The 21,342-nt window shown below is 60.3% G+C and carries 19 protein-coding genes; 5 read left to right on the plus strand and 14 right to left on the minus strand.

The annotated features are described in order from the left end of the window. Window positions 1-4: 4 nt before the first annotated feature. The 6 genes from GPL81_RS26685 to pmbA all read right to left on the minus strand — a co-directional run bounded on the left by GPL81_RS26685 (window position 5) and on the right by pmbA (window position 5,357). The gene (locus GPL81_RS26685) at window positions 5-898 is read right to left on the minus strand and encodes a ZIP family metal transporter (RefSeq protein ID WP_160109140.1); all 894 of its coding nucleotides are present in this window, start codon (window positions 896-898) and stop codon (window positions 5-7) included. 29 nt (window positions 899-927) lie between these two features. Next, window positions 928-1,539, minus strand: a complete 612-nt coding sequence (locus GPL81_RS26690; protein WP_160109141.1) for a superoxide dismutase — start codon at window positions 1,537-1,539, stop codon at window positions 928-930. Between the two features lies 1 nt (window position 1,540). Further along, the gene (locus GPL81_RS26695) at window positions 1,541-1,969 is read right to left on the minus strand and encodes a hypothetical protein (protein WP_160109142.1); all 429 of its coding nucleotides are present in this window, start codon (window positions 1,967-1,969) and stop codon (window positions 1,541-1,543) included. 27 nt (window positions 1,970-1,996) lie between these two features. Further along, window positions 1,997-3,373 carry a class II fumarate hydratase gene (locus GPL81_RS26700; protein ID WP_160109143.1) on the minus strand — a complete coding sequence of 459 codons (1,377 nt, stop codon included), beginning with the start codon at window positions 3,371-3,373 and terminating at the stop codon, window positions 1,997-1,999. Then, window positions 3,354-3,761 carry a FagA protein gene (locus tag GPL81_RS26705; RefSeq protein WP_160109144.1) on the minus strand — a complete coding sequence of 136 codons (408 nt, stop codon included), beginning with the start codon at window positions 3,759-3,761 and terminating at the stop codon, window positions 3,354-3,356. Before GPL81_RS26705 ends, GPL81_RS26700 begins: the two co-directional genes overlap by 20 nt. Before the next feature lie 249 nt (window positions 3,762-4,010). Next, entirely contained in the window at window positions 4,011-5,357 is a 1,347-nt protein-coding gene (gene pmbA / locus GPL81_RS26710) for a metalloprotease PmbA (protein ID WP_096513450.1), read from the minus strand. Window positions 5,358-5,465: 108 nt separating this feature from the next. Here pmbA and yjgA point away from each other — a divergent pair, with 108 nt between their 5' ends. After that, window positions 5,466-5,990 (plus strand): ribosome biogenesis factor YjgA, encoded by a 525-nt coding sequence (gene yjgA, locus GPL81_RS26715; RefSeq protein WP_008018722.1) that lies wholly within the window; start codon window positions 5,466-5,468, stop codon window positions 5,988-5,990. A gap of 48 nt (window positions 5,991-6,038) precedes the next feature. On the opposite strand, the gene tldD is transcribed toward yjgA, so the two are convergent. The 8 genes from tldD to mreB all read right to left on the minus strand — a co-directional run bounded on the left by tldD (window position 6,039) and on the right by mreB (window position 17,372). Further along, window positions 6,039-7,481, minus strand: a complete 1,443-nt coding sequence (tldD, locus tag GPL81_RS26720) for a metalloprotease TldD (protein WP_160109145.1) — start codon at window positions 7,479-7,481, stop codon at window positions 6,039-6,041. A 12-nt stretch (window positions 7,482-7,493) separates the two neighbouring features. Continuing rightward, complete coding sequence (locus tag GPL81_RS26725) at window positions 7,494-8,348, minus strand: carbon-nitrogen hydrolase family protein (RefSeq protein WP_160109146.1); 855 nt, start codon at window positions 8,346-8,348, stop codon at window positions 7,494-7,496. 184 nt (window positions 8,349-8,532) lie between these two features. Next, the gene (locus GPL81_RS26730) at window positions 8,533-12,336 is read right to left on the minus strand and encodes a YhdP family protein (RefSeq protein WP_160109147.1); all 3,804 of its coding nucleotides are present in this window, start codon (window positions 12,334-12,336) and stop codon (window positions 8,533-8,535) included. A gap of 76 nt (window positions 12,337-12,412) precedes the next feature. After that, window positions 12,413-13,870, minus strand: a complete 1,458-nt coding sequence (rng, locus tag GPL81_RS26735; protein WP_096513454.1) for a ribonuclease G — start codon at window positions 13,868-13,870, stop codon at window positions 12,413-12,415. 57 nt (window positions 13,871-13,927) lie between these two features. Then, window positions 13,928-14,524, minus strand: a complete 597-nt coding sequence (locus GPL81_RS26740) for a Maf family protein (RefSeq protein ID WP_160109148.1) — start codon at window positions 14,522-14,524, stop codon at window positions 13,928-13,930. Window positions 14,525-14,569: 45 nt separating this feature from the next. Continuing rightward, entirely contained in the window at window positions 14,570-15,061 is a 492-nt protein-coding gene (gene mreD, locus GPL81_RS26745) for a rod shape-determining protein MreD (RefSeq protein ID WP_160109149.1), read from the minus strand. Next, window positions 15,061-16,191 (minus strand): rod shape-determining protein MreC, encoded by a 1,131-nt coding sequence (mreC, locus tag GPL81_RS26750; RefSeq protein WP_160109230.1) that lies wholly within the window; start codon window positions 16,189-16,191, stop codon window positions 15,061-15,063. The genes mreD and mreC overlap by 1 nt, the downstream gene beginning before the upstream one ends. Before the next feature lie 143 nt (window positions 16,192-16,334). Next, window positions 16,335-17,372 carry a rod shape-determining protein MreB gene (gene mreB, locus GPL81_RS26755; RefSeq protein WP_002555108.1) on the minus strand — a complete coding sequence of 346 codons (1,038 nt, stop codon included), beginning with the start codon at window positions 17,370-17,372 and terminating at the stop codon, window positions 16,335-16,337. A 211-nt stretch (window positions 17,373-17,583) separates the two neighbouring features. Between mreB and gatC the strand changes: the two genes are divergently transcribed. The 4 genes from gatC to GPL81_RS26775 all read left to right on the plus strand — a co-directional run bounded on the left by gatC (window position 17,584) and on the right by GPL81_RS26775 (window position 21,319). Continuing rightward, entirely contained in the window at window positions 17,584-17,871 is a 288-nt protein-coding gene (gatC, locus tag GPL81_RS26760) for an Asp-tRNA(Asn)/Glu-tRNA(Gln) amidotransferase subunit GatC (protein ID WP_077045271.1), read from the plus strand. 16 nt (window positions 17,872-17,887) lie between these two features. Beyond that, on the plus strand, window positions 17,888-19,339 hold the full coding sequence (gatA, locus tag GPL81_RS26765) for an Asp-tRNA(Asn)/Glu-tRNA(Gln) amidotransferase subunit GatA (RefSeq protein WP_160109150.1): 1,452 nt from the start codon (window positions 17,888-17,890) through the stop codon (window positions 19,337-19,339). A gap of 10 nt (window positions 19,340-19,349) precedes the next feature. Continuing rightward, a complete protein-coding gene (gene gatB / locus GPL81_RS26770) occupies window positions 19,350-20,795 on the plus strand; it encodes an Asp-tRNA(Asn)/Glu-tRNA(Gln) amidotransferase subunit GatB (protein WP_096513459.1) in 1,446 nt (481 codons plus the stop codon). A gap of 149 nt (window positions 20,796-20,944) precedes the next feature. Then, window positions 20,945-21,319: a septal ring lytic transglycosylase RlpA family protein gene (locus GPL81_RS26775; protein ID WP_160109151.1), complete on the plus strand. Its 375-nt coding sequence runs from the start codon at window positions 20,945-20,947 to the stop codon at window positions 21,317-21,319. The last annotated feature ends 23 nt before the right edge of the window (window positions 21,320-21,342 follow it).

The raw sequence follows: 21,342 nt of genomic DNA on the forward strand, positions 1-21,342 counted from the left end.
TCGCCTAGGCGAGCGCAGTGTCCATCACCATCATCAGACAGAATCCGATCAACAGCCCAAGGCTGGCCAGTTTGTCATGACCGTGTCGACGCGACTCGGGAATGACTTCGTGGGTCACCACCAGCAACATCGCCCCGGCTGCCAATGCCAGGCCCAAAGGCAACAGCAGTTCGGCCAGGCTCACCAGCCACGCGCACAACAGGGCGAACACCGGCTCGACCAGGCCTGATGCGGCACCGATCAGGAACGCCTTGAACCGCGACATCCTTGCTCCGGCCAATACCAGGGCAATCACCAGCCCTTCCGGCACATCCTGCAACGCAATGCCCATCGCCAGGCTGTCGGCATCAGGCATACCACCACCTGCCGAAACGCCGACGGCCATGCCTTCGGGAATGTTATGGGCAATGATCGCGAACACGAACAGCCAGATCCGCGGCGCAATCACCGGATGCTCCACCGTGCCCACGAGCATTTGCGGCGATGCACCGGACACTTTGCGATCCACCAGATACAGACCAAATGCGCCGAGCATGATGCCCATACAGATCAGGCCACTGGCCGTCCAAGGGGTCATGCCAAGGCTTTCTGCTGCCGCTATGCCGGGTACGATCAGCGAAAACGCAGTCGCCGCCAGCATCACGCCAGCACCAAACCCCAACAAAGTATCGCCCAGAGCCTGGGGCATGCGCCGGATCACCAGCACCGGCACCGCACCCAGCGCAGTGCCGAGGGCGCAGATCGCCCCGCCCTGCAACGCCCGCGACAACCTGGGTTCCAGTTCCAGCCACTCCAGCCCGTGCGCCACCAGCAAGCTCATGCCCGCCAGCATTAACAGCGATCCAAACGCGTAACGAAACATTCGTCCACTTCCGATCGCCAGTGTTTCAGTGCCCATAGTCAGCCTTGGATTGTTTTTATGAAGACTTAAATCAGTGCAGCCTGATAGCGCGCAGCAACTTCAGGCCAGTTGATCACGTTGTAGAACGCACTGATGTATTCCGGGCGGCGGTTCTGATACTGCAGGTAATAGGCGTGCTCCCAGACATCCAGGCCGAGGATCGGCGTATTGCCGCTCATCAATGGGCTGTCCTGGTTACCGCTGCTTTCCACCACCAGAGTCTTTAGCGGCGTCACGCTCAACCAGGCCCAACCACTGCCGAAACGGGTCAGCGCCGCTTTGGTGAAGGCATCCTTGAAGCTGTCGAGACCACCCAGTTGCTCATCGATGGCGTTGGCCAGTGCACCTTCAGGCTTGCCACCGCCATGGGGCGCCATGACTTCCCAGAACAACGAATGATTGGCGTGACCACCGCCCTGATTGATCACTGCCGCACGGAGTTTTTCCGGCAGTTGCTGCACGGCGGCCACCAGTTTTTCCACCGGCCACTCGGCAAACTCAGTGCCTTCGACCGCGGCGTTCAGGTTGTTGATGTAGGTCTGGTGATGCCTGGTGTAGTGAATCTCCATGGTCTGCGCATCGATGTGCGGTTCCAGGGCGTCATAGGCGTACGGCAAAACAGGCAAGGTAAAAGCCATTTCAATGAACTCCATGTGGTTGGGGCGCAGGCGTGGCGGCATCGATGTGCAGCAAGCGATGGGTGCGCGGGTACTCGCCATGTTCGCTGATGAAATTCAGCAGCTCGACGTAGGTTTTGCTGCTCTGGCGCAACGCAGCTTCACGCAAGGCTTGCGGCAGCCGCGGATCCTGCATGACCTGCAACAGCCGCTGGTGAATCGCGCACAGGTACTCGGCGCTCTCCTCCGGCTGGTTCAAACGCAAATGCAGGTCTGCCAGGTTGTGATGGGAAATCACGCAGGCCGCCACCGCTTCATCGGCATCCGCCCAGCGCTCGAACAACACTTGGGCCAGGGCCAATGCCTGCAAGTAAGCCTCGCGAGCATCGACCAGTTCACCCAACATGAAAAAGCGGTTGGCTCTTTCGATCGTGCGTTTCCAGTGCTCCATGGTGAACCTCCAAAGCGGTGGTGGTATTTACACGCCGCCAGCGGTGAGTTTTTCCGGGTTAAGCAGCTCTTCCAGCTGGCTGCGCGACAGGTCGGTATGTTCCAGGGCGACATCGATCACGGGCCGGCCTTGCTGATAAGCCTTCTTGGCGATTTCCGCAGCCTTCTGGTAGCCAATGATCGGGTTGAGTGCGGTCACCAGAATCGGGTTACGCGACAACGCTTCCTTGAGCCGTGCGTCGTTGACCTTGAAGCTGGCGATAGCCTTTTCACCGAGCAGACGGCTGGCATTGGCCAGCAATTCGATGCTGCTGAGCAGGTTCTGGGCGACGATCGGCAGCATGACGTTCAGCTCGAAATTGCCCGACTGCCCGGCGATGGTAATGACGGTGTCGTTGCCGATGACTTGAGCCGCCACCATGGCGGTGGCTTCAGGAATCACCGGGTTGACCTTGCCCGGCATGATCGAAGAGCCCGGTTGCAAGGCTTCGAGTTCGATTTCACCCAGGCCGGCCAACGGTCCGGAATTCATCCAGCGCAGGTCGTTGGCGATTTTCATCAGCGATACGGCAGTCGCCTTGAGTTGCCCGGAGACAGCGACGGCGGTGTCCTGGGAACCGATCAGCGCAAACAGATCCACACCCGGCGTGAATTGAACCTGGGTCAGTTTGCTCAGCTGCTGGCTGAACCGCGCGGCGAACTCGGGATGCGCATTGACCCCGGTGCCCACCGCCGTGCCACCCTGGGCCAGGGATTGCAGGCTTGGCTGCAAATCCTGCAGATGACCGATGTTGGCCTTGAGCTGCTGCGCCCAACCGTTGAGCACCTGGCTCATGCGCACCGGCATTGCATCCATCAGGTGGGTACGCCCGGTTTTGACATAGTGATGCACCTGCCCGGCCTTGCGCTCGATCACCTGCACCAGCCCGGTCAACGCCGGCAGCAGCTGTTCATGCAGCGCCAGCGCCGCACTGACGTGGATGGTGGTCGGAATGATGTCGTTGCTGCTTTGGCCGCAGTTGACGTGATCGTTGGGATTCACCGGTTCGCCGAGCAAACGGCTGGCCAGCGTGGCGATCACTTCGTTGGCGTTCATGTTGGAACTGGTGCCGGAGCCCGTCTGGAAGATATCCACAGGGAAGTGCTGCATGAAATCGCCTTCAAGCAGACCTTGCGTTGCATCGACGATGGCTTTGCCCTGGGATTCGCTGATCTGCTTGAGCTCGATGTTGGCGCGGGCGGCCGCGGCCTTGGCCAGGATCAGCGCGCGAATGAACTGCACCGGCATCGGTTTGCCGCTGATCGGGAAGTTATCCACCGCACGTTGCGTCTGCGCGCCGTAGAGGGCATCTACCGGGACCTGTAGTTCACCCATGCTGTCGCGCTCAATACGTGTCTTGGTCATCTGAAAATCCTTGCACCAGTTCAATTAAGGGAATCGAGGGTTGCAACTCGCAGGTCGCCAGTTGCCAGGTGTAGCTTTGCCAGCGCTTTAGGCGGCATTTGCACAGAGAGAGGCGTTCCAGATCACGCAACGGGCGCCAGGCCTGATCCAGGCAGTAGGTGCGCCAGTGCCAGGGCAGCGCGACATCGGCGGCGGTATCGAGTAGCAAACGGAAGGAGGTTTCAGCGACGGTCCAGGGTGAGGTTGCCGTGCAACAGGCCAGGTACCGGCCCTCGGCCAGATAATGTTCGATCAGGCGAGGCTCGTCGGGATCCATCGCGCAACGGATCTGGCGACTCATCCAGCGCCAGTTTTCGAGGTAAGGCTGCTCGTGCAAGGCAGAACTCATGATCCGGGCTCATTCGGTAATGAGATTTATTATTAGATGATAATGAGAACCAAAACAAGTGTACCGCAGCGCACAAATGCTTCTGTAGGAGCAAGGCTTGCTCGCGAGGACGGATTAACATTCAGCATCGATGTCGACTATTACGTCGCCATTGCGAGCAAGCTTTGCTCCTACAGGGGGCAGCGCACGGCGCATAAAAAAAGGCGCGCCACCCGATGGGTGGCGCGCCTTTTTTTACAGCGAGAAAGATCAGCTACCGGCGACTGTCATCCGCTCGATCAGCACCGAGCCCGTACGAATGTTGCTGCGCAGTTCCAGATCGTTACCCACGGCGAGGATCTGCTTAAACATGTCACGCATGTTGCCGGCGATGGTCACTTCCTGAACCGCGAACTGGATTTCGCCGTTCTCAACCCAGTAACCCGCCGCGCCACGGGAGTAATCGCCCGTCACCATGTTCAGGCCCTGCCCCATCAACTCTGTCACTAGCAAGCCACGTCCCATGCGCCGCAGCAAGGCCGCCTGGTCTTCGTCGCCATGGGTGACGAACAGGTTGTGCACACCGCCGGCATTCGCGGTGCTCGGCATGCCGAGTTTGCGACCGGAGTAAGTACCGAGGATATAGGACACCAGTTCGCCTTTCTCGACGAACGGTTTGGCGTAGGTTGCCAGGCCATCGCCATCGAACGCCGCACTGCCCAAGGCTCGCATCAGGTGCGGACGCTCGTCGAGGGTCAGCCACTCCGGAAACAGCTTCTGCCCCAGCGTGCCTTCAAGGAACGATGACTTGCGATACAGGTTGCCACCGGAAATCGCCGACAGGAAACTGCTGAACAAACCACCGGCCAATTCCGCGGAAAACAGCACCGGCACTTCGCAGGTCGGCACCGGACGCGCGCCCAGGCGACTCGCCGCCCGTTGCGCGGCGCGCTGGCCGATGCTCACCGGGTCGGCCAGCAGGTTGCCCTGACGGTTCACGTCGTACCAGTAATCACGCTGCATCTGGCCATCGGCCTCGGCGATCATCACGCAGCTCAGGCTGTGCCGGGTCGATGCATAGCCGCCGATAAACCCGTGGCTGTTGCCGTAGACTCGGCAACCCTGATGGGTACTCAGGGTGGTGCCGTCGGCGTTCTTGATGCGTGCGTCGGCATCGAATGCCGCCGCTTCGCAGAGCAGGGCCTTTTCGATGGCTTGCTCCGGGGTGATGTCCCATTCGTGGAACAGATCAAAATCTTGCAGATCCCTGGCCATCAACGCCGCATCGGCCAGGCCCGACGCTTCGTCTTCGGAGGTGTGCCTGGCGATGGCCAGTGCCGCCGCCACGGTTTCCCGAATCGCCTCCGGACCACTGGCCGAGGTGCTGGCCGACCCCTTGCGTTGACCCACGTACAGGGTGATACCAAAGCCCTGATCACGGTTGAATTCGACGGTTTCGACTTCACGCTGGCGTACCGAAGTCGACAGCCCCTGCTCCAGGGACACCGCCACTTCACAGGCACTGGCACCCTGGCGCTTGGCTTCAGCGATGATCTGCTCGACTTGTTCTTGCAGTGCCGGCAATGCTTGTGGGCCGACGCTTTCAACTGCACTCATGCTGTTCTCCACTCAAATTCTGCTTTCGGTGACGGTCATCGAGCGACCGGGCCGGACAAGCGGCCCCCGACTGGTTATCATGGCGGCGTTTCTTTGCGGACGGCCACCATGGTTGATTCTTACGACGACTCCCTCGATACGGGAGAAAAAAGCAAATCCCAGGTCAAACGCGAGCTGCATGCTCTGGTTGATCTTGGCGAGCGCCTTACAACACTCAAGCCTGACTTGGTGGCAAAACTGCCTTTGACCGACGCCTTGCGCCGGGCCCTGGCCGATGCCCCCAAGCACACCGCGAACATCGCGCGTAAACGGCATCTTCAGTTCATCGGCAAATTGATGCGCGATCAGGACACTGACGCCATTCTGGTTTTGCTCGACCAACTCGATGCCTCCACTCGCCAGTACAACGAGCGCTTCCATAACCTGGAGCGCTGGCGGGATCGCCTGATTGCCGGTGACGATGCCGTTCTGGAAAAATTCGTCGTCGACTACCCTGACGCCGATCGCCAGCAACTGCGTTCCATGATCCGTCAGGCCCAGCACGAGGTTGCGCAAAACAAGCCTCCTGCTTCCAGCCGTAAAATCTTCAAGTACATCCGTGAGCTGGACGAGACTCAACGCGGTCTGCGTTGATTCCCGAACCGGGTGAGTCGCCACGCGACTCACCCGCCGCTCCATTCCTTACGAGCCCGTGCCACCCACGGTAATCGCATCAATTTTCAGCGTTGGCTGGCCGACACCCACCGGCACCGACTGCCCATCCTTGCCGCACGTCCCTACTCCACTATCCAGCGCCAGATCGTTGCCGACCATCGACACCTTGCTCATGGCTTCCGGGCCGTTGCCGATCAAGGTCGCGCCTTTGACCGGGGCGGTGATCTTGCCGTCTTCGATCAGGTACGCCTCGCTGGTGGAGAACACGAACTTGCCACTGGTGATATCGACCTGACCGCCGCCAAGGTTGGCGCAGTAGATGCCCTTCTTCACCGACGCAATGATTTCCGCCGGGTCGCTTTCGCCGGCCAGCATGTAGGTGTTGGTCATGCGTGGCATCGGCAAGTGCGCGTAGGATTCACGACGCCCGTTACCGGTGCGGGCCACGCCCATCAGGCGCGCGTTGAGCTTGTCCTGCATATAACCCTTGAGCACGCCGTTCTCGATCAGCGTGGTGCACTCGGTCGGGGTACCTTCGTCGTCAACGCTCAAGGAGCCACGGCGACCGGACAGGGTGCCGTCATCGACGATGGTGCAGAGCTTGGAGGCAACCATCTCGCCCATGCGCCCGCTATAGGCCGAGCTGCCCTTGCGATTGAAGTCACCTTCCAGACCGTGGCCGACCGCTTCGTGCAGCAGCACGCCTGACCAGCCCGAACCGAGCACCACCGGCAATGTGCCAGCCGGCGCAGGAATTGCCTCCAGATTGACCAGTGCCTGACGCAGCGCTTCGCGGGCATAACTCATGGCACGATCTTCGGCGAGGAAATAACGGTAATCGGTGCGACCGCCACCGCCATGACCACCGCGCTCGCGACGGCCGTTCTGCTCGACGATCACACTGACGTTGAAACGCACCAGCGGCCGCACATCCGCCGCCAGCCCGCCGTCGGTGGATGCCACCAGAATTCGCTCCCAGACACCGGCCATGCTTACGGTGACTTGCTGGATACGCGGATCGAGCGCGCGCGTGGCGGCATCGATACGTTTGAGCAGGTCGACCTTCTCGGCACGGCTCAACACTTCCAGAGGATTGTCCGGCGCGTACAACTGCGCGACATCCTGGGTGGTGAACGCTTGCACCGTGCCATTTTGCCCGGCACGGGAGATCGAACGGGCAGCACGGGCCGCCGCCCCCAGGGCTTCCAGGGTGATCGCGTTGCTGTAGGCGAAACCGGTTTTTTCACCCGATTGCGCCCGCACCCCCACACCCTGGTCAAGGTTAAAGCTGCCTTCCTTGACGATGCCGTCTTCCAGCGCCCAGGACTCGGAGATCTGCCCCTGGAAATACAGGTCGGCAGCATCGATACCCGGACCGGCCAGGTCGCCAAGCACACCTTGCAGACTTTCGATCGTTACGCCGCCGGGCGCCAGGAGGTGTTCACTGACTGAGGACAACAACTCGCTCATATGTTTTACGCCTTAAATTCGTCGTTCTGATGCAGGTCGCTGGGCGCCCTGCGAGAAAAAGCGCCGGTGACTGGATACCGGCATCCGCGCCCGGATGGACGCCTGTTCGTTGCTGTCACGTTCGGCCAGCAGCACGGCCTCGCCCTGATCCTGTTGCGCCAACACGCGTCCCCATGGATCGACGATTGCCGCATGGCCCCAGGTTTCCCGCGGCCCCGGATGCGTCCCACCCTGGGCAGCCGCGAGCACATAACACTGGGTTTCGATGGCCCGCGCGCGGATCAGCACGTCCCAGTGCGCGGCGCCGGTCACCGCGGTAAAGGCCGACGGCGCGGTAATCAGTTCCGCGCCGGCGGCACGCAATTCGCTGTACAACTCCGGGAAGCGCAAGTCATAACAGACCGTCAGGCCGACTCGCCCCACCGGCGTGTCCGCAACCACTACCCCACTGCCATAAGCATAGTCATCGGATTCGCGATAACGGCCGCGATTGTCGGCTACGTCCACGTCGAACAAATGCAACTTGTCGTAGCGCGCCACCGTTTCGCCCTGATCATTGACCAGCAATGAGCAGGCATGCGACTTGGCCGTCGGTTGATCCACCGGAGGCAACGGCAAAGTGCCAGCCACTATCCATAATTTGAGGTCGCGTGCGGTCTGTTTCAACCAGGGCAGTATCGGGCCTTCGCCCAGCGCCTCGGCGCGGCCGATGTCGGCAATATCGCGTCGGCCCATGGCGGCGAAGTTTTCCGGCAGCACGGCAAGCCTGGCACCCGCGGCCGCAGCCTGCTCCAACAAGCGACGGGCCTGGGCCAGATTGGCCAGAACATCGCTCTGGCTGACCATTTGAATCACCGCAACAGACATGGGCTTTTCCTTGATTGAAATCAACACAAACCTGTAGGAGCGAGCTTGCTCGCGGTGGACGTGAGCGATAACCCGTACTGCCTGGATGAATGCGGTGTTCTCACATTCTTCGCGAGCAAGCTCGCTCCTACAGGGGGGCGAGCCGTTCTGACCATGCTACTCCAAAGGTCCGAAGGCTGGCGTTTCAAAAAGGTTGGTCGAAGGTGATTTTCGGGTCTTTCCAGGGGCCTTTGACGGTGTATTTCACGCTGGCAAAACGGGCCACACGATCACCAATCAACTTGTCGATCAGGAACAGCGCCCCGCCAATGGCCGGTGCGCCGACGATCAGAGCGGCAATCGGCAGGTTGTTGGTCACCGGCAAGGTCACCACCAATTTGGCGTCGATCTGATCGCCCACCAGGTTCAGGGTGCCATTGAGTTCAACATTGCTCGAGGGGCCTGTCATCTGGATCGGCTCGCGGGTGACGTACACACCGTTGGTTGCCACCAGCAGCCCCTTGACCCTGTCGTAGCTCAAACCTTTACCGAACAGGTCGGAGAAATCCAGGCGCAAACGCCTGCCAATGGAGTTGAAATTGAGCAACCCGAACACCCGCAATGCCTGAGCACCGCCCTCGACTTCCACAAACTGGCCTTCCTTCATCGAAGCATCGAGGGTGCCGGAGAATCGCTTGGACGCTAACCAGGCCGGTGAGCCGGGCCACCGGCCATCGACATCCATACGGAATTCCTGACTGGTGACGCTTGGCGCAAAGCCCCAGCCCTTGAGCACATCCGCCAGGTTCTTGCCGTTGATCCGCCCCTTGAACCAGCTTGTGCTGGAGCCGGGTACGCCTTCCCAACCGCCGTTGCCTTGCAACAGGATGCCCTTGAGGCCCATGTCCAGCGAGTTGAGAGCAATGCCCCTGCCCGTCGGACGCACCTTCAACGACCAGCCGCCCACCAGGTCATTGCCCTGGAACAGTTGATTGATGGTGATATCCAGTGCCGGGATCTTGCTCGGGTCTACAGACGCCAGCGGATCCGGCGAATTCTCGTCGGCCAGGACCGTGGGGTCGGGTGCCGGCAGACGTATGGTTTGCAGATTGATCACGATCGGCGCGGCTTTCGCATCAGGAATGCTGGCGCTGCCCTTGACCTGTTGACTGTCGAGTTGCAAAGCCCAGGAGGCCGGCTTGCGTGTCAACTGCACCGACGCCTGATCCAGCGTGGTGCCGAGGGCGCTGAGCTTGCCAACCTTGAAATCCGCGCCGCTGAGCAGCTGCTTGGCACTGCCACTTGGGTCTTTCCCGGCATATTTGTTCATCAGGTCCTGCCACGGGCCGATGTCCAGCTCCGACAGCACACCGCGCACCCGCAGGCCTTTTACGTCAGGCAGCACCGCATCGCCATTGCCCAGGAACAACTCACCGCGCCCCTCGGCAAAATTGCCGGTCGGTGCGGCAAAGGTGAAGTTGGCCACTTCGCCATAATTCACCCAGTAACGACGCTCCGCTCCTTGCAGGGTCATGCGGAACGTCGTATCGCGCCCCGCATCTGCTGTCATACCGAAAGGTGCCGGCAAATCAATTGCAACGCCTTTGAGATCGGAGTTGACCATCAATTGGCTATCAGCCCCATCCAGGGTCAGTTTCAGCTGATACGGAATCACGCCGCTGGCAGGCAGTGGCTGGGTTACGCTCAGCCACTCCGAGAGTTTTTTGACTTCGACCTGCCCCGAAGCGGTGACCCGTGTATTGAGCTTGCCCTCGCGACCATCGGCGAAGATCTGCGCGCTCACCGGTTTGTCGAACGCACGGGCGGTGATGTTCTGCCCGCTCAGTCCTTTGGCACTGTCGAATCGGAAGTCGCCTTTGAGCTGAGTCAGTTCCAGAGGCGGTTCGGCCAGCTTCAGGCGAGCCTTGGCTGTCTTGAAGTCGACCAGAATTTTCGGCTGTTCGCCCTTGGTCAGTGGAATATCCAGTTTCAACTTGCCTTGCAAATCACCGTCGCCTTCCCATCCGGCGAAGGTGTCGGCGGTACCGATCGGTGCTTGCTGCAGGATTTTCAGGCCATCGCCCAGGCCCCCGGCGAACGCGCCGTCGAGAAACAGGTGAGGACTTTGCCCTTCCGGTGCATGGGGAATATTGACGTAAATATCGCTGACCTGGGTGTCGAGCAGTTGCCCCTTGCTGGCCAGTATCCTCACACCACTGTCTTCCACGAACACATCACCCGTGACCTTGCTGACATGGGGCCAACCCGGCTGGAATGCCAATTCGGCATCGTGCACCTTGAAAAACAGACTGATGCTGCGCGCGGTGTCGGCCGCGCCGTGGTTCAACGACCCTTGGTACTGGAAGAAACCTTGATCCACCGCACCTTTGAGAATCGCCGTGCGCAGCCATTCGTCCAACGCCGGGCTGAGGACCGCCGGCAGGTACTTGGCGGTATAACGACCGTCACCCTCGACCATACCGACCCGCAGGTCCATGTAGTCTTCCTGGGTGTGATCAAAATGCAGGCGGATCAGGAAATCGCCGGCTATCTTGCCCTCTTCGCCCAACACTTTCAGGTAGGGCGCGATCAGGGTGAAACCTTCTTTGTCGAGCTTCCAGGTCAGGCGGGCATTGGCTTGAATGTACTGCCATGGCTTGGCGAAAATCGGGTCCAGGTGCAGCATGAAATCCTTGCTGTCCATGCGCAATTCGCCATGACCAAGGTCACCGCTGATGCTGCCCGTGACATTTCGCGCCGCCGGCGCACCGTGATAGGCGTCGAAACCGACCCGGTCGAGGTTGGCAGCAAAGCTGAACTTGCTGTCATCCGTGGCATCGGGCCGCACATCGATCAGCACATTACGCAACCCGCCGGTGACCTTTAGTCGCTCGACCACCGTGGCAAAGCCTTCAGGCAGTGGTGCCAAGGCATTGAGCAATGGCGTGAGCGGGGTAAGCTCGAAGCGGTCGGCCTGCAAATGCCAGAGTTCCCCGGACTTGTCGTCAGCGGCAGACTGCTTGACTTGCAGACGCGATTCCCAGCGGGTCTCGCCGAGGTTCATCGCCAGGGAGTCCACCGTCACCAACATGCCTTCAGCACTGCGCTGGAAATAGCCGTTTAGCGCCAGATTATTGATCTGAACCGGTTTACGGTCGGCATAGGCACCCTTGAGTTGGGGGGCATTCAAACGCACTGCGGCGCTTTGCAGCATGCCTTGGCCCCAGGTTGCCCACAGCTCGCCACCGGCCTTTATTTCGGAAAAATTCCACTGTTGGCTGATGCTCTCGGGCAACCATTTCGACCAGTCGCTTTGCGGCAGGCTCAGGTAAATCTCGGCTGCCCCCTCCTTCCACTCGCTCGCGCGAATGCGCGTGCGCAGGCTCATGGCCAGCGGTTGCCCATCCGGCAGGGTCAGGCGGGCATCGAGCCGTTGCCGGGTGGCACCGGTTTTCAGATTCAGGCCGACGTAGGTCAAGGTCAGCGGCGACGCTCCCCACGGCTGCAAGGTGATCTGGCTGTCGAGCAACGACAACTGCTGGAGCATCTGCATGCGATTGAGCAACTGTTCCGGATCGAGGGGCTGATCGTCCTTGACCGGCAAGCCTTCCAGCGCCCACTGACCGTCGTCGCCTTGCTTGAGGCTGATCTTCAGGCCGCTGAGTTCCAGATGGGCGATGCGCACGTCACGCGCCAGCACACTCGCCCAAAGGTCCGGCACTGCTTGCACATGATCCAGGTGGAGGGCGTTCGCGCCCTCGCCCACGGTCACATCGTGAGCCGACAAAACAGGGGCGAAACCCCTCCAGCTGCCTTTCAACTCACCGATTTGCAGCGGCATGCCCAAGGCCTCGCCGGCCTTTGCTTCGACTTCGGCACGGTACTCGGCCGACAAGGGCGCCAGCTCCCGGCCCAGACTGACGTACAACGCCATCAACACCAAAACCAACGCGCACAGGCCCAGACCCCAGCGGGTCAATGCGGCCAAAATGCGTGTCAGACGCTCCATGTCAGTTGGCTCCCATGGCAAAAAATCCTGCAAAAAGCTGAGGCCAGCCGTTCAGAAACAATCAAAATGCAACGAATCAGAGCAGCACCACGTCGTATTGTTCCTGGGAATACATGGTTTCTACCTGGAACCGAATGGTGCGCCCGATAAACCCTTCAAGCTCGGCAACGTTGCCCGACTCCTCATCAAGCAGGCGATCGACGACTTTCTGGTTCGCCAATACACGATAGCCTTCCGCCTGATAGGCGCGAGCTTCGCGGAGGATTTCGCGGAAGATTTCGTAGCAAACGGTTTCCGGGGTCTTCAACTTGCCACGGCCCTGGCAACTGGTGCACGGCTCGCACAATATCTGCTCGAGGCTTTCGCGGGTGCGCTTGCGCGTCATCTGAACCAGGCCCAACTCGGTGATGCCGATGATGTTGGTCTTGGCGTGGTCACGCTCCAGCTGCTTCTCCAGCGTGCGCAGCACTTGGCGCTGGTGCTCTTCATCTTCCATGTCGATGAAGTCGATGATGATGATCCCGCCCAGGTTGCGCAGGCGCAATTGACGAGCGATGGCGGTTGCAGCCTCGAGGTTGGTCTTGAAGATGGTTTCTTCGAGATTGCGATGACCGACGAACGCCCCTGTATTGACGTCGATGGTACTCATGGCTTCTGCCGGATCGACCACCAGGTAACCGCCGGACTTCAGCGGGACTTTGCGTTCCAGGGCTTTCTGGATTTCGTCTTCGACGCCGTACAGATCGAAAATCGGTCGCTCGCCAGGGTAGTGCTCCAGACGATCGGCGATTTCCGGCATCAGTTCGGCGACGAACTGCGTGGTTTTCTGGAAGGTTTCCCGTGAGTCGATGCGGATCTTCTCGATCTTCGGGCTGACCAGGTCACGCAAGGTGCGCAGCGCCAGGCCGAGATCTTCATAGATCACGCTGGGCGCACTGATGGTTTTGATCTGGACATTGATCTGATCCCAGAGCCTTCGCAGATAGCGAATGTCCATGAGTATCTCGTCAGCCCCGGCGCCTTCGGCTGCCGTGCGCAGGATAAAACCACCGGCCTCCTGGATGCCTTCTTTGGCGACGCAATCACTGACCACTTGCTTGAGGCGTTCGCGCTCGGCTTCGTCTTCGATCTTCAGCGAAATGCCGACATGTGCGGTGCGCGGCATGTACACCAGGTAGCGCGAAGGGATCGACAGCTGAGTGGTCAGGCGCGCGCCTTTGGAGCCGATCGGGTCTTTGGTGACTTGCACTACCAGGCTCTGGCCTTCGTGCACCAGGGCACTGATGCTCTCCACCGCCGGGCCTTCACGCAGGGAAATTTCCGAAGCATGGATGAACGCTGCGCGATCCAGGCCAATATCGACAAATGCCGCCTGCATGCCCGGCAATACCCGCACGACTTTGCCTTTATAGATGTTGCCGACGATCCCGCGCTTTTGCGTGCGCTCGACATGAACCTCTTGCAGGACACCGTTTTCGACCACCGCCACGCGCGATTCCATCGGCGTGATGTTGATCAGAATCTCTTCACTCATGGCAGGATCTCGTTCAGGCATGTTCACGATAATGGCCGCATCTGGTCAGTACGACGCTTAGCGCGCGTTATGGGTTTGCCAACAGGGTATGCCGAAATGGCCGAGCAGTTCCGCGGTTTCGCACAGCGGCAGTCCAACCACCGCCGAGTAGCTTCCATCGAGCCCGGCGACAAACACCGCACCCAATCCTTGAATTCCATAACCACCCGCCTTGTCCTGAGGCTCGCCGCTTGACCAGTAGGCCGCCGCCTCATCGCTGCCGATGGGGCGAAAACGCACCACACTGCGCACCACCCGCGACTCGCAGCGTTCACCGTCGAGCAGCGCAATCGCCGTCAGGACTTCATGTTCTTTACCGGACAACATCTTCAGCATGGCGCAAGCGTCGGCTTCATCAACCGGTTTGCCAAGAATTTTGCCGTCGAGCACCACGGCGGTATCAGCGCCCAGCACACAGAAGGAATCGTCGCTCACCACCGAATCGCGCCCGGCCGCAGCCTTGCCACGCGCGAGCCGTTCGACGTAGGCCGAGGGGGATTCATGAGTCAGAGGGGTTTCATCGATGTCCGCACTGATGGCGGTGAATGGCACGCCGATCTGCGTGAGCAGTTCACGCCGACGCGGCGAACCAGAGGCAAGATACAGCCGTTTCATCAAGACATCTCCCTCTGTCCAAGTTCGGGCAAATGCCTGACCCAATTAATTGATTTTGTAGCGTCGACGCAATCCGCGCAAACCGTAGCTGATCCAGGGCCAGAGCAACGCGCTGACCAGAGCCGGCAATACCAGTGCCAGTGTTGGCTGACGATTGCCGGTCAGGGCGCTCAGCCATAGTTGAACCAACTGAGCGAGGCCGAAGATCACCAGGATCACCAGGCTCTGCTGCCACATCGGGAACATCCGCAGGCGTTGTTGCAGCGCCAGCACCAGGTAGGTGATGAGAGTCAGGATCAATGCGTTTTGGCCCAGCAACGTGCCATACAGCACGTCTTCAGCCAGCCCCAGGCACCACGCGGTAACCATCCCGACTTTCTGCGGCAGGGTCAACGCCCAGAACGCCAGCAGCAAGGCCAGCCACAGCGGGCGAAGGATTTCCATGAATTGCGGGAGCGGCGAAACGCTGAGCAGCATGCCGACGGCAAACGTCAACCAGACGATCCAGCCATTTCGCGAGGCTTTGACACCGACCATTATTCTTGCCTCCCAGTGGTAGCCGGCTCAGCGACAGGCGGTTTGGCAACACGTTTCGCGGGTTGCGCTGCTGGAGGCTTGGCCGCCGGGGCAGTCGCAGGCGGTTTGGAAGCGGCAGGACGTGCGGCGGCAGGCTTGGCCGGGGCTGCTGCCGGAGCAGGTGTCGAGACAGCTGGAGTAGCTGGCGTCGCAGCGGCCGCCGGAACCACCGCAGGCTTGGGCACGGTCGCCGGGATGATTGGCCCACCGCCTTGCGCATCCAGAGACTCCTGAGCCTGCGCGGCGTCGTTCGCACGCTCTTCGGCAGTGCGGCCATCGCTGAACACCAGCAGCAGGTAACGACTGCGATTCAAGGCAGCGGTCGGCACCGCGCGAACAATGGCGAACGGCTGGCCGGAGTCATGTATCACTTCCTTGACCGTGGCCACCGGGTAACCCGCCGGGAAACGCTGACCGAGGCCAGAGCTGACCAGCAGGTCGCCTTCCTTGATGTCGGCGGTATCCGCCACGTGACGCAGTTCGAGGCGTTCCGGGTTACCGGTGCCGCTGGCAATCGCCCGCAAGCCGTTGCGGTTGACCTGCACCGGAATGCTGTGGGTGGAATCGGTCAGCAACAAGACCCGGGAGGTATAGGGCATCAACTCGACCACCTGCCCCATCAGGCCACGGGCATCGAGCACCGGCTGACCGAGGATCACCCCGTCACGCTCACCTTTGTTGATGATAATGCGATGGGTGAACGGGTTGGGGTCCATGCCGATCAATTCGGCCACTTCAACCTTTTCGTTGACCAGTGCAGAAGAGTTGAGCAACTCGCGCAGCCGAACGTTCTGCTCGGTCAGGGAGGCGAGCTTTTGCATCCGCCCCTGCAGCAACAGGTTTTCGGTCTTGAGTTTTTCGTTTTCGGCGACGAGTTCGGTCCGGCTGCCAAACTGACTGGCAACGCCATCCCACAATCGTCCGGGCAGGTCGGTGATCCAGTAGGCGTCCATCAGCACCAGCGACATCTGGCTGCGTGCAGGCTTGAGCAGACTGAAACGGGCATCGACCACCATCAGCGCGATCGATAACACGACCAGCACCAACAGGCGCACGCCCAGTGAAGGGCCCTTGGTGAAAAGCGGTTTAATAAGCCGCTCCTCCCAGGCAAATGTTCTGTTTATTCATACGGCAGCAATCCGGCCTGGATGCAGACTGACAGAAGATAAACGCGAACAGGCAGCACTGCAAAGTGCCGCCTGCGCGCTCAACAGCATGGAGGCGATCCGGCGACTTACTCGCTGGAGAGCAGATCCATGGTGTGCTTGTCCATCATTTCCAATGCACGGCCACCGCCGCGAGCAACGCAGGTCAACGGGTCTTCGGCGACGATCACCGGCAGACCGGTTTCCTGGGCCAGCAACTTGTCGAGGTCACGCAGCAAGGCGCCACCACCGGTCAGTACCAGGCCACGCTCGGCGATATCGGAAGCCAGTTCCGGAGGCGATTGCTCCAGAGCGCTCTTCACAGCCTGAACGATGGTCGCCAGGGACTCTTGCAGAGCCTCCAGCACTTCGTTGGAGTTCAGGGTGAATGCGCGTGGAACGCCTTCGGCCAGGTTACGGCCACGCACGTCGACTTCACGCACTTCGCCGCCCGGGTAGGCCGTACCGATTTCCTGCTTGATGCGCTCGGCGGTGGATTCACCGATCAGGCTGCCGTAGTTGCGACGCACGTAGGTGATGATCGCTTCGTCGAAGCGGTCGCCGCCAACCCGTACGGATTCGGCGTAAACCACACCATTCAGGGAGATCAGGGCAATTTCGGTAGTACCACCACCGATATCCACGACCATCGAACCGCGAGCTTCTTCAACCGGCAGGCCGGCACCGATCGCAGCGGCCATTGGCTCTTCGATCAGGAACACTTCACGGGCACCGGCACCGAGGGCCGATTCACGGATGGCGCGACGCTCAACCTGGGTGGATTTGCACGGAACGCAGATCAACACGCGAGGGCTAGGCTGCAGGAAGCTGTTTTCATGAACCTTGTTGATGAAGTACTGCAGCATCTTTTCGCAGACGCTGAAATCGGCGATCACGCCGTCCTTCATCGGACGAATGGCAGCAATGTTGCCCGGCGTACGACCAAGCATGCGCTTGGCTTCGGTGCCGACAGCAACGACACTTTTCTGGTTACCGTGTGTCCGAATGGCCACAACTGATGGCTCATTCAGGACGATACCGCGCTCGCGCACGTAAATAAGGGTGTTGGCAGTGCCCAGGTCAATGGAAAGATCGCTGGAAAACATGCCACGCAGTTTCTTGAACATGGGAAAGGGACCCTAGGCAACGCGTGGGTAAAAAAGTGCGGCAAACTCTAACAACGACAGGGATTTTGGGCAAGGCGCCAATATGTTAAATTGGCCGCTTTTCTGTGCACCAAGCCCCACAATCGCGGCCTTATGACCGTAGAAGTGCGGTAGTGTTCCGACAATCTAACACACGGACGCCGTCCGTCTTGTTTTCCACTGGAGAATCCCAATGGCGCTAGAACGCTCCGACGTGGAAAAAATCGCTCATCTGGCCTGCCTTGGCCTCAATGAAGCCGATCTTCCACACATCACTTCGGCCCTCAACAGCATTCTTGGGCTCGTCGACGAAATGCAGGCGGTCAATACCGACGGCATCGAGCCGCTGGCCCACCCACTGGAAGCCAGCCAGCGCCTGCGTGCGGACGTCGTGACCGAAACCAATAACCGCGAGGCTTACCAGTCCATCGCACCAGCGGTCGAAAACGGCCTGTACCTGGTTCCGAAAGTCATCGACTAAAGGGAAAGAGCCTGCAATGCATCAATTGACTCTGGCCGAGATCGCCCGCGGACTCGCCGATAAAAAGTTTTCCTCCGAAGAGCTGACCAAAGTCCTGCTGGCGCGCATCGCCCAGCTCGATCCACAGCTCAACAGTTTCATCAGCCTCACCGAGGACCTGGCGCTCACGCAGGCGAAAGCCGCTGACGCACGCCGCGCCAAGGGTGAGAGCGGCGCGCTACTGGGTGCGCCGATCGCCCACAAAGACCTGTTCTGCACCCAGGGCATCCGCACCAGCTGCGGCTCGAAGATGCTCGACAACTTCAAGGCACCGTACGACGCCACCGTCGTCGCCAAGCTGGCCGCTGCCGGGGCCGTGACCCTGGGCAAGACCAACATGGACGAGTTCGCCATGGGTTCGGCCAACGAGTCGAGCTACTACGGCGCGGTGAAAAACCCGTGGAACCTGGAACACGTTCCAGGCGGTTCGTCGGGCGGTTCGGCCGCTGCGGTTGCCGCTCGTCTGTTGCCTGCCGCCACCGGCACCGACACCGGCGGCTCCATTCGTCAGCCCGCCGCCCTGACCAACCTCACCGGCCTGAAACCGACGTACGGTCGTGTATCGCGCTGGGGCATGATTGCCTACGCCTCCAGCCTCGACCAAGGTGGCCCGTTGGCTCGCACCGCCGAAGACTGCGCAATTTTGTTGCAAGGTATGGCCGGCTTCGATCCAAATGACTCCACCAGCATCGACGAGCCCGTGCCGGACTACAGCGCCAGCCTGAACGGCTCGCTGCAAGGCCTGCGCATTGGCGTACCTAAAGAGTACTTCGGCCCAGGTCTCGATCCGCGCATCGCCGATCTGATCCACAACAGCGTCAAGGAGCTGGAAAAGCTCGGTGCCGTGGTCAAGGAAATCAGCCTGCCGAACATGCAGCACGCGATCCCTGCGTACTACGTGATCGCCCCGGCGGAAGCCTCTTCCAACCTGTCGCGTTTCGACGGTGTGCGTTTCGGCTATCGCTGCGAAAACCCGGTCAACCTGATCGACCTGTACAAACGCTCTCGTGGCGAAGGCTTCGGGCCTGAAGTGCAGCGCCGGATCATGGTCGGCGCCTACGCGCTGTCCGCCGGTTATTACGATGCCTACTACCTGAAGGCGCAGAAGATTCGTCGCTTGATCAAGAACGACTTCATGGCTGCCTTCAATGAGGTCGACATCATCCTCGGCCCGACCACGCCGAACCCGGCCTGGAAGCTCGGCGCCAAGAACAGCGACCCGGTCGCTGCGTACCTGGAAGACGTCTACACCATCACCGCCAACCTCGCGGGTCTGCCGGGCTTGTCCATGCCAGCAGGTTTTGTCGATGGCCTGCCGGTGGGTGTGCAACTGCTCGCCCCGTATTTCCAGGAAGGCCGCTTGCTAAACGTTGCGCACCAGTACCAGTTGAACACCGACTGGCACACCCGCACCCCAACCGGCTTCTGAGGAGACACACATGCAATGGGAAGTCGTGATCGGGCTGGAGATTCACACCCAGCTCACCACCCGGTCGAAAATCTTTTCCGGTAGTTCCACTACCTTCGGTTCCGAGCCGAACACTCAGGCCAGCCTGATCGACCTGGGCATGCCTGGCGTATTGCCGGTGCTGAACCAGGAAGCGGTGCGCATGGCGGTGATGTTCGGTCTGGCGATTGATGCCGAGATCGGCCAACACAACGTGTTCGCCCGTAAAAACTATTTCTACCCGGACCTGCCGAAGGGTTACCAGATCAGCCAGATGGAATTGCCGATCGTCGGCAAGGGGCACCTGGACATCGCCCTGGAAGACGGCACGGTCAAACGCGTCGGCATCACCCGCGCGCACCTGGAAGAAGACGCCGGCAAGAGCCTGCACGAAGAATTCAGCGGCGCCAGCGGCATCGACCTGAACCGTGCCGGCACGCCGTTGCTGGAAATCGTCTCCGAGCCGGACATGCGCAGCGCCAAGGAAGCCGTGGCTTACGTCAAGGCGATCCATGCGCTGGTCCGTTACCTGGGCATCTGCGACGGCAACATGGCCGAGGGTTCGCTGCGTTGCGACTGCAACGTATCGATCCGTCCGAAAGGCCAGGTCGAGTTCGGCACCCGCTGCGAGATCAAGAACGTCAACTCGTTCCGTTTCATCGAGAAGGCGATCAACAGCGAAATCCAGCGTCAGATCGAGTTGATCGAAGACGGCGGCAAGGTGATCCAGCAGACGCGCCTGTACGACCCGAACAAGGACGAAACCCGTCCGATGCGCAGCAAGGAGGAAGCCAACGACTACCGTTACTTCCCCGATCCGGACCTGCTACCGGTGGTGATTGAAAACACCTTCCTCGATGACGTACGCGCCACCCTGCCGGAATTGCCACCGCAGAAGCGCGAGCGTTTCCAGGCGCAATTCGGTCTGTCGGTCTATGACGCCAGCGTCCTGGCCACCAGCCGCGAGCAAGCCGATTACTTCGAGAAAGTCGCGAGCATTGGCGGCGACGCCAAACTGGCGGCCAACTGGGTCATGGTTGAACTGGGCAGCCTGCTGAACAAGCAAGGCCTGGACATCGAAGAATCGCCGGTTTCCGCCGAGCAATTGGGCGGCATGCTGCTGCGCATCAAGGACAACACCATCTCCGGCAAGATCGCCAAGGTGGTGTTCGAAGCCATGGCCAACGGCGAAGGCAGTGCGGACGAGATCATCGACAAGCGCGGCCTCAAGCAAGTGACCGACACCGGCGCGATCTCGGCGGTGCTGGACGAAATGCTCGCGGCCAATGCCGAACAGGTCGAACAGTACCGCGCGGCAGACGAAGCCAAGCGCGGCAAGATGTTCGGCTTCTTCGTCGGCCAGGCCATGAAAGCCTCCAAAGGCAAGGCCAACCCGCAACAGGTCAACGAATTGCTCAAAAGCAAGCTCGAAGGCTGATGAGAATGGAGCCAGCTTTCAGATCTGGCTCCATTTACTGTGGGAGCGAGCCTGCTCGCGAATGGGGTTTGGCACTCAACACAAAGTTGGCTGTCAGAATGGCATTCGCGAGCAGGCTCGCTCCCACAGTTCTTTTTGGAAGCCTTCAAATGAAACGTCTACTTGGCGCCTGCGCCCTGCTCTCTCTGCTGGCCGGTTGCGCCAGCACCGAAACCGTCGATCCGCACGGCTATGACAAGACTGGCGTAGCGTCCTATTACGGCGCCAAACATCAAGGCAAACGCACCGCCAGTGGCGAGCGTTTCGACAAGAATTCCCTGACCGCCGCCCATCGCCAGTTGCCCTTCGGCACACGGGTGAAGGTCACCAATCTGAACAACGACAAAACCTGCGTGGTGCGCATCAACGATCGCGGGCCACACACCCGTGGGCGCCTGATCGACCTGTCCCATGAAGCCGCCGCACGCCTGGGCATGCTCAAGAGCGGCACCGCACGGGTTCGCGTGCAAGCCCTCGACGACTGAATCACGGAGCCCCGACCATTTTC

Origin of the sequence: Pseudomonas izuensis (assembly GCF_009861505.1) — a bacterium.
Taxonomy (GTDB): Bacteria; Pseudomonadota; Gammaproteobacteria; order Pseudomonadales; family Pseudomonadaceae; genus Aquipseudomonas; species Aquipseudomonas izuensis.

Coding starts and splice junctions, on each gene's coding strand:
- GPL81_RS26685 (WP_160109140.1), bottom strand. CDS start 898: ATGGGCACTGAAACACTGGCGATCGGAAGTGGACGAATGTTTCGTTAC.
- GPL81_RS26690 (WP_160109141.1), bottom strand. CDS start 1,539: ATGGCTTTTACCTTGCCTGTTTTGCCGTACGCCTATGACGCCCTGGAA.
- GPL81_RS26695 (WP_160109142.1), bottom strand. CDS start 1,969: ATGGAGCACTGGAAACGCACGATCGAAAGAGCCAACCGCTTTTTCATG.
- GPL81_RS26700 (WP_160109143.1), bottom strand. CDS start 3,373: ATGACCAAGACACGTATTGAGCGCGACAGCATGGGTGAACTACAGGTC.
- GPL81_RS26705 (WP_160109144.1), bottom strand. CDS start 3,761: ATGAGTTCTGCCTTGCACGAGCAGCCTTACCTCGAAAACTGGCGCTGG.
- pmbA (WP_096513450.1), bottom strand. CDS start 5,357: ATGAGTGCAGTTGAAAGCGTCGGCCCACAAGCATTGCCGGCACTGCAA.
- yjgA (WP_008018722.1), top strand. CDS start 5,466: ATGGTTGATTCTTACGACGACTCCCTCGATACGGGAGAAAAAAGCAAA.
- tldD (WP_160109145.1), bottom strand. CDS start 7,481: ATGAGCGAGTTGTTGTCCTCAGTCAGTGAACACCTCCTGGCGCCCGGC.
- GPL81_RS26725 (WP_160109146.1), bottom strand. CDS start 8,348: ATGTCTGTTGCGGTGATTCAAATGGTCAGCCAGAGCGATGTTCTGGCC.
- GPL81_RS26730 (WP_160109147.1), bottom strand. CDS start 12,336: ATGGAGCGTCTGACACGCATTTTGGCCGCATTGACCCGCTGGGGTCTG.
- rng (WP_096513454.1), bottom strand. CDS start 13,870: ATGAGTGAAGAGATTCTGATCAACATCACGCCGATGGAATCGCGCGTG.
- GPL81_RS26740 (WP_160109148.1), bottom strand. CDS start 14,524: ATGAAACGGCTGTATCTTGCCTCTGGTTCGCCGCGTCGGCGTGAACTG.
- mreD (WP_160109149.1), bottom strand. CDS start 15,061: ATGGTCGGTGTCAAAGCCTCGCGAAATGGCTGGATCGTCTGGTTGACG.
- mreB (WP_002555108.1), bottom strand. CDS start 17,372: ATGTTCAAGAAACTGCGTGGCATGTTTTCCAGCGATCTTTCCATTGAC.
- gatC (WP_077045271.1), top strand. CDS start 17,584: ATGGCGCTAGAACGCTCCGACGTGGAAAAAATCGCTCATCTGGCCTGC.
- gatA (WP_160109150.1), top strand. CDS start 17,888: ATGCATCAATTGACTCTGGCCGAGATCGCCCGCGGACTCGCCGATAAA.
- gatB (WP_096513459.1), top strand. CDS start 19,350: ATGCAATGGGAAGTCGTGATCGGGCTGGAGATTCACACCCAGCTCACC.
- GPL81_RS26775 (WP_160109151.1), top strand. CDS start 20,945: ATGAAACGTCTACTTGGCGCCTGCGCCCTGCTCTCTCTGCTGGCCGGT.